Genomic DNA, 9,411 nt, shown 5'->3' with positions numbered 1-9,411 from the left:
CATCTACGTCATGAACGAAGGGCGCATCGTGGGCGAAATGCCCGCCGCAGAAGCAAGCCAGGAAAAAATAATGCGCGCCATCGTTCGTGGAGAAGGAAAAGCAGCATGAGCACCGAAAGCGCCCCCGCCCCGCACGGCAATGTCGCCGAAGAGCAACGTCCACGCATCGCCGTCTCGGCGCTGGCGACGAACCTGCGCGAATACGGCCTGATCATCGCGCTGATCGTCATCATGCTGTTCTTCCAGTTCACCACGTCGGGAACGCTGTTCAAGCCGGTGAACCTGAGCAACCTGGTGCAGCAGAACTCGTTCATCATCGTGATGGCGCTGGGCATGCTGCTGGTGATCGTTTCCGGCTATATCGACCTCAGCGTCGGATCGGTCGCCGGTTTCATCGGCGCGCTGGCGGCAAACATGATGGTCATCTGGCAACTTGGACCGCTCAGCAATCCGCTGGTGGTTTCGATCATCTGCCTCGTCGTGGGCGGCCTGATCGGGGCGGCGCAAGGCTACTGGATCGCCTATCACAGAATACCGAGCTTCATCGTGACACTGGCCGGCATGCTGATCTTCCGCGGCATCTGCCAGGCGCTGCTCGGCGGCGGATCCTCGGTCGGTCCGCTTCCCGACGACTTCAAAATGCTCAGCTCGGGCTTCATCCCGGATGTCATCGGCCCGCTGACGCTGATCCCGCCGACGGTGAACGCGGCCGGCAAGACCATCATGGGCAGCGGCCTGACGCTGCACATGACGACGATCGTGCTGGGCCTGATCGCCGTGCTGGCCTATGCCTATTTCGGGGTGAGGACGCGTCGCAAGCGCGAACGCCATGGCTATGAGGCCGAGCCCTTTGCCCTGTTCGTCGTCAAGACGCTGGTCGCCAGCGCCCTGGCGCTGTTCCTGGTCTATGAGTTCGCCAGCTACAGAGGCCTGCCGGTCGTGCTGCTCGTCATGGGCGTGCTGATCTCGCTGTTCGTCTTCGTCACCAAGCGCATGACCATCGGCCGCCGTATCTACGCCATGGGCGGCAATGCCAAGGCCGCGCAGCTGTCAGGCATCAACACCGAGCGGCTGACGCTGATGGTGTTCATCAATATGGGCGTGCTGTCGGCGCTCGGCGGCCTGATCATCGCGGCGCGACTGGGACAGGCGGTGCCGGCCGCGGGCCTCGGCAGCGAGCTCGACGTCATCGCCGCCGTCTTCATCGGCGGCGCCTCGGCGATGGGCGGCGTCGGTCAGGTCATCGGCGCGGTGGTCGGCGGCTTCATCATGGGCGTGATGAACAACGGCATGTCGATCATGGGCGTCAATGTCGACTGGCAGCAGGTGGTCAAAGGCCTGGTGCTGCTCGGCGCCGTGATCTTCGACGTCTACAACAAGAACAAGGCTTGAACGGACTTAAGAGCAATTCCAGGAAAAGTGTGAAACGGTTTTCCGCCCGGAATTGCGCCAAGACAATGAGTTAGAGCGGTTCGCCGTTTCCGTGAAACGGTGAACTGCTCTGGTCGAGGAAAGCAGGAGGCATACGATCGCGACGCTGCCGGCAACCCGCCGGTAACAGAAGTCCCTGAGGGACCAGGCCCGCGAGCGCAATCCGAACTGAGAATTTAAACCGTGGCATGGACGAGGTCCCGGCCGCGCTGAGCAAGGTTTGCCGTTTTGGCAGCCCTGCCAAGGCAAATGAGAGAGGATTCATCATGCTGATCTCCCAGATCCTTGACGACGCCGAGACCATCCGCGTCGTCGCCCGCAATGGCGGCAAGACCCGGATCATCAATGGCGCCCGCAGCGTCTATTCGCTGGCGATGGAGGCCGCCCGCACCGGCGTCGGCCTCGTCGCGCTGATCGAACGCAAGGGGCTTGGCGAGACGGTCGATCTCGAGGCCGCTTACAAGAAGGGGCGGCTGCTGTCGCCGATCAATCACCCCGATCCGGCGCATCTGCACCTGACCGGCACCGGGCTGACGCATCTCGGCTCCGCCGCGACGCGCGATTCCATGCACAAGAAGCTGAGCGCCGACGGCGAGGAGCAGCTCACCGATTCCATGAAGATGTTCCGCATGGGGCTGGAGGGCGGCAAGCCGGCGAAAGGCCAGATCGGCGTGCAGCCGGAATGGTTCTACAAAGGCAACGGCACGATGGCGGTGGCACCAGGCGCCGCACTCCTGTCACCGGCCTTTGCCAAGGACGCCGGCGAAGAGCCCGAAGTCGCCGGCATCTATGTCATCGGCGACGACGGCGCACCTTTCCGCGTCGGCTTCACGCTGTCGAACGAGTTTTCCGACCACGTCACCGAGCGCGTGAACTATCTGTTCCTCGCGCATTCCAAGCTGCGCAACGCCTCGTTCGGGCCGGAGATCCTGATCGGCGACCTGCCGTCCGACATCCGCGGCACCTCGCGCATCGTGCGCGACAGCGAGGTGCTGTGGGAAAAGCCGTTCCTGTCCGGCGAAGCGAACATGTCGCACACCATCGCCAATCTCGAACATCATCATTTCAAATACGCGGCTTTTCGCCAGCCGGGTGACGTGCATGTGCACATGTTCGGCACGGCGACGCTGTCCTTCGCCGACGGCATCACGACCGAGGCCGGCGATGTCTTCGAGATCGAGGCCGGGGATTTCGGCCTGCCGCTGCGCAACCCGCTCGAGATCGAGCAGCCGGTGAAGGTGGCTGTGAAGGCGCTTTGAGAGCGCGCCTTTTCCTTCTCCCCAAGTGGGAGGTGGATCGGCGCGTTGGCGCCGAGACGGATGAGGGGTGTTCCAGCGGAGTGAAACGTTGGCGTTCCCTGGAACACCCCTCATCCGTCGCCTCCGGCGACACCTTCTCCCATAAGGGGAGAAGGAAAAAGGCGCCTCTGCCTCAATAAATATCGAAGTCGAAATACTTGGCCTGGATCTTCTTGTAGGTGCCGTCGGCAACGATCGCGTCGATGGCCGCGTTGAGCTTGTCGCGCAGGGCCGTGTCGTCCAGGCGCACGGCGATGCCGGCCTGGGTCTCGGTGCCCTTGACGTCGCCGACCAGCTTGCAGCAGCCGTCGCTTGCCTTCTTCAGCCAATCCATCAGCACGAACTTGTCCGAGATCACGGCGTCAAGACGACCGTTGGTCAGGTCGGTGATCGCCTCTTCCTGGGTGGGATAGAGTTTGGCCTCCGCGCCCGCCTTGCCATATTCATTCTGGGCATAGTCGGCCTGCGTGGTCGAAGCCTGGGCACCGACCGTCTTGCCGGCAAGGGCCGCCGGTTCGGTCGAGGTGAGATCGGTGTCCTTCGGCGCCACCAGAGCCAGCGGTGTCGTATAATATTTGTTGGTGAAGGCGACCTGCTTCTTGCGCTCCTCGGTGATGCTCATCGAGGCGATGATGGCGTCGAATTTCTTGGCCTGCAAAGCGGGAATGATGCCGTCCCAGTCCTGGGTAACGATCTCGCATTCGACCTTCATCTGCGCGCACAGCGCATTGGCGATGTCGATGTCGAAGCCTTCGACCTTGCCGTCGGCGGTAATGGTGTTGAACGGCGGATAGGCGCCCTCGGTGCCGATCTTGATTTTCTCCGCCGCCTGCACCGACAGAGAGCCGGCCAGTGTTGCCAGCATGGCAGCGCCCGCCGCCGATATGACCCATTTCGAAAATCGCATTTTCTTGGTTCCCCTTGAACGCCGCCAGCTTGACGGGCGGCAAGGCAGCCAAGCATGGCGAGCCGGTACAGGCAAGTATTTTGCCTTGGGGCAATGAGGGTCAGCGCGCGGCGCGGAAATGCTTGGACAGCTTCAGGCCCTGCGCCTGGTAGTTGGAGCCGAGATCGGTGCCGTAGAGCGCCTGCGGCCGCTTCAGCATATGCTCGTAGACCAGCCGGCCGACGATCTGGCCGTGGTCGAGGATGAACGGCACTTCATGGCTGCGCACTTCCAGCACCGCCCGGCTGCCGGTGCCGCCGGATCCGGAATGGCCGAAGCCCGGATCGAAGAAGCCGGCATAATGGACGCGGAATTCGCCGACCAGCGGATCGAAGGGCGTCATCTCGGCGGCGTAGAGCGGCGGCACATGCACCGCCTCCTGGCTGACGAGGATGTAGAATTCATCGGGGTCGAGCACCAGTTCGCCGGCGCCGCTCTTGTGGATCGGTTCCCAGAAGTCGACGACTTCCTGGGCCGCGCGCTTGTCGACATCGACGAGGCCGGTGTGATGCTTGCCGCGATAGCCGACCAAGCCGCTTTGATCGCCGTTGAGGTCGATCGACAGCGCGATGCCGCCGCCGGAAATGTTCGGCGGCTCGGTGGCGACCAGCATCTGCGTGCGATGCAGGTCGTGCAACTCGGCTTCCGAGAGCAGCGCATTGCCGATGCGGAAACGGATCTGCGACAGGCGCGACCCGGTGCGGACGACGATCGGGAAGGTGCGCGGGCTGACTTCCAGAAAGAGCGGGCCATGATAGCCGGCGGCGATCTTGTCGAACTCGTGGCCGCGATCGGTCATGACGCGGGTGAAGATGTCGAGCCGCCCGGTCGAACTCTTCGGATTGGCCGAGGCTGAAATGTCCGCCGGCAGCGCCAGGCTTTCAAGCAGGGGCACGATGTAGACGCAGCCGGTCTCCAGCACCGCGCCCTCGGCCAGATTGATCTCGTGCAGCTGCAGCCGGTCGAGCTTTTCCGAGACCTTGTGATTGGGGCCGGGCAGGAAGGAGGCGCGCACCCGCCAGGCCTTGTCGCCGAGCCTGAGATCGAGGCTGGCCGGCTGGATCTGGTCGGTGTCGAGCGCACGCGCCGACTTCAGCGCGCCGGACTGGAACAGCGCCGATATGTCCTGGTCGGGAAGAATGCCTGTCTGCCGCAAGGCTCCACTCCTGCTTGGTACAAACCTCTTAATGAAGCCGGCAATTGACGCAAGCGCGGTGCGGGTCTAAAGGGTCGTTATCCCGTGGTGATTTGGCCGGTCGGCTTGCAGCCACGTTAAACAAGTCGCTAAAGGACCGTCGGGCCGCAAGGCCGTATGGACCGGTTGCGACTTTCGCGGCCGGTTTTTTTGTGTCTGGAAGAAAAGCGATGAGCACCAAGAAGCGCAACTGGAAGCCTCAGACGGCACTCGTGCACAGCGGAACGCTGCGTTCCGGTTTCGGCGAAACGTCAGAAGCGATCTATCTCACCCAAGGCTATGTCTACGAAACGGCGCAAGCCGCCGAAGCCCGTTTCAAGGGCGAAGAGCCGGGTTTCATCTATTCGCGCTACGCCAATCCGACCGTCGACATGTTCGAGAAGCGCATGTGCGCGCTGGAAGGTGCCGAAGACGCGCGCGCCACCGCGTCGGGCATGGCCGCGGTGACGGCCGCCCTTCTGTGCAGCGCCAAGGCCGGCGACCATATCGTGGCGGCGCGTGCGCTGTTCGGCTCCTGCCGCTGGGTGGTCGAGACGCTGGCGCCGAGATACGGCATCGAGGCGACGCTGGTCGACGGCACCGACATCGCCAACTGGGAAAAGGCGGTCAAGCCGAACACCAAGCTGTTCTTCCTGGAAAGCCCGACCAATCCGACGCTGGAAGTGGTCGATATCGCCGCTGTCGCTTCGCTTGCCAATTCGATCGGCGCCAGGCTGATCGTCGACAATGTCTTCGCCACGCCCCTGCAGCAGAAGCCCTTGCAGCTCGGCGCCCATATCGTCGTCTATTCGGCGACCAAGCACATAGACGGCCAAGGGCGCTGTCTCGGCGGCGTCATCCTGTCGGACAAGAAGTGGATCGACGAGAACCTGCACGATTATTTCCGCCATACCGGCCCAAGCCTTTCGCCTTTCAACGCCTGGACGCTGCTGAAGGGCCTGGAAACGCTGCCGCTGCGCGTACGCCAGCAGACGGAAAGTGCCGGCCGGATCGCCGATTTTCTGGCCGAACGGCCGGAAATCGCGCGCGTCATCTATCCCGGCCGCGCCGACCATCCGCAGGCCGACATCGTCAAGAAGCAGATGTCGGGCGGCTCGACGCTGATCTGCCTGGACGTCAAGGGCGGCAAGCAGGCGGCCTTCGCCTTGCAGAACGCGCTCGACATCGTCCTGATCTCCAACAATCTCGGTGACGCCAAGAGCCTGATCACCCACCCGGCGACGACGACGCACAAGAATCTCAGCGACGAGGCGCGCGCCGAGCTCGGCATCGGGCCGGGCACGCTCAGGCTGTCGGTTGGCCTGGAGGATGCCGACGATCTGCTCGAGGACATCGCGCAGGCGCTGAAGGCCAGGTAGGAGGCCTTCAGGCGCCGGACGGCGTCTCTTCCAGCTCGGCCGTCTTGGTACCGATGGTCATCGCATTGCCGCGCCAGTCGATGGCGCCGCCGAGCCAACCGCGCGCCCACATCGCCGGCAGGATCAGGTCGCGCGCCATGATCGCGGCGACCATGCGTGGCGACAGGTACCAGCCCTTGGACCAGGCCAGGGCGCACTCCGGAAGATAGAAGGCCGCCAGCACGGCAAGGGCGGTTGCCCAGAGGCTGAAGCCGGCGCTTGCCGCTGCAATCAGCGCAAGCACCAGCGGCACCACGGCGCCGGTCAGGATTTCGGGTGCGAAGAACAGCGGGAAAGTGACGCGGCGCAGGCGCGCCCAACGGGCCTGACGCGACCAGATCTCGTCAAACGAGCGCCGGCCAAGCGGCTGCTCGAAGGGGGCGGCGACGAGATTGACGCGCAGGCCGAGACTGTTCACCAGCTTGGTCGCAGCGGCATCCTCGGCGATCTCGGCGGCCAGCGCGCGGATGCCGCCCTTGGCGTCGAGCATCGGCTTGTTCCAGAGCATGCTCTTGCCCTGGGCAAAGCCGAGGCCGAGCGCCTCACCGGCATATTGCCAGCGCGCCTGCAGCGTGTTGAGGAAAGCGCATTCGACCTCGGCCCAGAAGCCGGCCGGCCGCGAGCCGATCGGCGTCGAGCAGACAAGGCCGGTGCCGGGCCGCCAGGCAGCCATCAGGTGCTGGATGTAGTCCCTCGGCATCAGCACGTTGGAATCGGCCAGGACGACCCAGTCGTGCCGCGCCGCTTCCCAGCCCTTGACGCAATTGTTGAGTTTCGGATTGGCGCTGATGCGGTCGTCGCCGACAAGCAGCCGGGCCGGCACTTTCGGAAACCGGACGATCGTCCTGTTTATCAATTTGACCACCGGATCGTCGGCATGGGCGACGCAGAAAATCAGCTCATAGCGCGGCCAGTCGAGCGAGAAGGCGCGTTCCAGCGTCTCCTGCGTGAACGGCTCGACGCCGCGCGACGGCACGACGATCGACACTGGCCGCGGCTTGCCGGCCGGCGGCGCAATGGTGCGACGCCGTCTCAGACGCGACGCGGCGAGCACGATGCTGGCGAGATTCGAGAGGATGAGGACGGTTGAAAGCGTGGCGGCTATGAGAGTGAGTTGCATCGAGGTCCGGTCACTCCAGGAAAACCGGTCCGCAAGATGGCCGGTTTCAACAGTTCAGCAGAGCGCCCGAGTCGCGCGTCACCAGTCCGCGCACACCATCATTGTCATATGTCACTTAAATGACATTCTTTGTCGGCACCTGCCCGCGAGGCCGGCCAGAGGAGGCTTCGATCGGTTGACCTAACCGCACGGAGCGCCGAAAGTTCCGCTGGAACCGTTTTTTGGAGCCGCTTATGTATAGCGCCGTCACGCGCAACATCGAAGTGCAGGTCAGGCCGTTCTATCTGGAGGACCGTTCGGATCCCTCGGAGAACCGCTATGTCTGGGGCTATCAGATAACGATCGACAATCAGTCGGACGATTTCGTGCAGCTTCTGTCGCGATATTGGCACATCACCGACGGCACCGGCCGGGTCGAGGAAGTGCGCGGCCCCGGCGTGGTCGGCGACCAGCCCGAACTCAATCCCGGCGACAGCTACCAGTACACATCCGGTTGCCCGCTCTCGACACCGTCCGGCATCATGGTCGGGCATTACACGATGCGCAACAAGCGGGGCGAGACGTTCGACATCGCCATTCCGGCGTTTTCGCTGGACTTGCCGGGGACGCGGCGGACGGTGAATTGATTTCGCCTCACCGGCCGCGGAGCGACCGGTGAGGCGTGGTTTCTACTCTACTGGGCCGCGAATTCCGCCGGGTCGAAATCATATTGCTTCGAACAGAATTCGCAGGCGACGTGGATGCCGCCGTCTTCGGTGCTGTCCTTGATCTCCTGGGCGGAAAAACCCTCGAGGATGCCGCGGATCTTGTCCCTGGAGCACGAGCACTGGTCGGCGACCGGAACACCGCCGAAGACGCGCACGCCATGCTCGTGGAACAGCCTGTAGAGCAGCCGCTCGGCGCCGATCGTCGGGTCGATCAGTTCGGTCGGCTCGATGGTGCCGAGCAGAGCCAGCAACTCCTGCCAGGAATTGTCGACCGGATCGTGGATCTCCTCACGCGGATCGCCATCGCCGCCCGGCAGGTCCGGGACGCGCATGCGCTCGGGCGACTGCGGCAGGAACTGCGCCAGGATACCGCCGGCGCGCCATTGCTCGCGGGCGCCGCCGGGACCGGGCGTCAAAAGCTTGGCCACCGACAGCCTGATATCCGTCGGGATCTGCTCCGACTGACGGAAATAGGTGCGTGCCGCGTCTTCCAGGGTCTCGCCATCGAGCTGGACGATACCCTGATAGCGCTGCGTATGGGCGCCCTGGTCGATGGTCAGCGCCAGCACGCCACTGCCGAGCAGCGTCTGCTGGGAGGTTTCGCCCGCCGCGACCAGCGCTTCCAGCCGGTCGGCATCGAAACGCGCATAGGCGCGCAGCGCCGAGGGCGTGGAAAAATCCGCAACCAGCATGTCGACGGGCCCGTCGGTGCGGGTCTGCAGGATGAACTTGCCCTCGAACTTCAGCGAAGTGCCGAGCAGCACGGTCAGCACACAGGCCTCCGCCAGCAGGCGGGCGACCGGCTCGGGATAATCGTGGCGGCTGAGGATGGCGTCCAGCATTGGCCCGAGTTGGACCGTGCGGCCGCGCACGTCGAGAGGGCCGACCTCGAACGGCACGACGTGATCGTCGCCGGCATAGCCGAATTCACCGAGTTTGGGGTGATGTTCAGTCACTTGATAGGTTTCCAACATGACAAAGCTCCAGGGCGCGGCCATGCCGCCCTCCGGGGCGCATGCGTCGAAACGCGCTTGATTTGCGTGATGCGGCGCAAATAGGCATCACACGCCCGCAGATCAAGCTCCCAGGGATCAAGCGCCCAGACACCTCAAGCGCCTAGACACCAGGCAAGCACGGCCTTCTGGGCATGGAGCCGGTTCTCGGCTTCGTCGAAGACCACCGAATGCGGTCCGTCGATAACCTCGTCTGTCACTTCCTCGCCGCGATGCGCCGGCAGGCAATGCATGAACAGCGCGTCCGGCTTGGCTCTCGCCATCAGCTTGGCATTGACCTGGTAGGGCGAGAACACATTGTGGC

At 63.8% G+C, this 9,411-nt stretch carries 8 protein-coding genes, 1 pseudogene and 1 riboswitch; of the genes and pseudogenes, 4 read left to right on the top strand and 5 right to left on the bottom strand.

What is annotated here, in order from left to right:
* Positions 1 to 105 precede the first annotated feature (105 nt).
* The gene (gene mmsB / locus EN925_RS10980; protein ID WP_013533634.1) at positions 106 to 1,392 is read left to right on the top strand and encodes a multiple monosaccharide ABC transporter permease; all 1,287 of its coding nucleotides are present in this window, start codon (positions 106 to 108) and stop codon (positions 1,390 to 1,392) included.
* Positions 1,393 to 1,697: 305 nt separating this feature from the next.
* The gene (gene araD1 / locus EN925_RS10970; RefSeq protein WP_013533635.1) at positions 1,698 to 2,690 is read left to right on the top strand and encodes an AraD1 family protein; all 993 of its coding nucleotides are present in this window, start codon (positions 1,698 to 1,700) and stop codon (positions 2,688 to 2,690) included.
* Between the two features lie 172 nt (positions 2,691 to 2,862).
* Here araD1 and EN925_RS10965 read toward each other — a convergent pair whose 3' ends face one another.
* A complete protein-coding gene (locus EN925_RS10965; RefSeq protein WP_024503157.1) occupies positions 2,863 to 3,636 on the bottom strand; it encodes an ABC transporter substrate-binding protein in 774 nt (257 codons plus the stop codon).
* Between the two features lie 100 nt (positions 3,637 to 3,736).
* Positions 3,737 to 4,831 carry a 2'-deoxycytidine 5'-triphosphate deaminase gene (locus tag EN925_RS10960; protein WP_127369693.1) on the bottom strand — a complete coding sequence of 365 codons (1,095 nt, stop codon included), beginning with the start codon at positions 4,829 to 4,831 and terminating at the stop codon, positions 3,737 to 3,739.
* Between the two features lie 74 nt (positions 4,832 to 4,905).
* A riboswitch (SAM riboswitch) is annotated at positions 4,906 to 4,983 on the top strand.
* Between the two features lie 57 nt (positions 4,984 to 5,040).
* On the opposite strand from EN925_RS10960, the gene EN925_RS10955 reads away from it, so the two are divergent.
* Positions 5,041 to 6,228, top strand: coding sequence for an O-succinylhomoserine sulfhydrylase (locus EN925_RS10955; RefSeq protein WP_127384517.1), 1,188 nt, complete (start codon positions 5,041 to 5,043; stop codon positions 6,226 to 6,228).
* Positions 6,229 to 6,235: 7 nt separating this feature from the next.
* Here the strand turns inward: EN925_RS10955 and EN925_RS10950 are convergent, their stop codons facing one another.
* Positions 6,236 to 7,387 carry a ceramide glucosyltransferase gene (locus tag EN925_RS10950; protein WP_127384518.1) on the bottom strand — a complete coding sequence of 384 codons (1,152 nt, stop codon included), beginning with the start codon at positions 7,385 to 7,387 and terminating at the stop codon, positions 6,236 to 6,238.
* Positions 7,388 to 7,620: 233 nt separating this feature from the next.
* Between EN925_RS10950 and apaG the strand changes: the two genes are divergently transcribed.
* Positions 7,621 to 8,013 carry a Co2+/Mg2+ efflux protein ApaG gene (gene apaG / locus EN925_RS10945; protein ID WP_013533640.1) on the top strand — a complete coding sequence of 131 codons (393 nt, stop codon included), beginning with the start codon at positions 7,621 to 7,623 and terminating at the stop codon, positions 8,011 to 8,013.
* 47 nt (positions 8,014 to 8,060) lie between these two features.
* Here the strand turns inward: apaG and EN925_RS10940 are convergent, their stop codons facing one another.
* On the bottom strand, positions 8,061 to 9,092 hold the full coding sequence (locus tag EN925_RS10940; protein WP_013533641.1) for an Hsp33 family molecular chaperone: 1,032 nt from the start codon (positions 9,090 to 9,092) through the stop codon (positions 8,061 to 8,063).
* Between the two features lie 110 nt (positions 9,093 to 9,202).
* Positions 9,203 to 9,411: pseudogene (locus EN925_RS10935) on the bottom strand (ornithine carbamoyltransferase); the annotation flags it as partial.

Source organism: Mesorhizobium sp. M7A.F.Ca.US.006.04.2.1, from assembly GCF_004022915.1.
Lineage (GTDB): Bacteria > Pseudomonadota > Alphaproteobacteria > Rhizobiales > Rhizobiaceae > Mesorhizobium > Mesorhizobium ciceri.
Note: the sequence above shows the minus strand (reverse complement) of the source record. Positions and strands in the feature narration are given on the sequence as shown.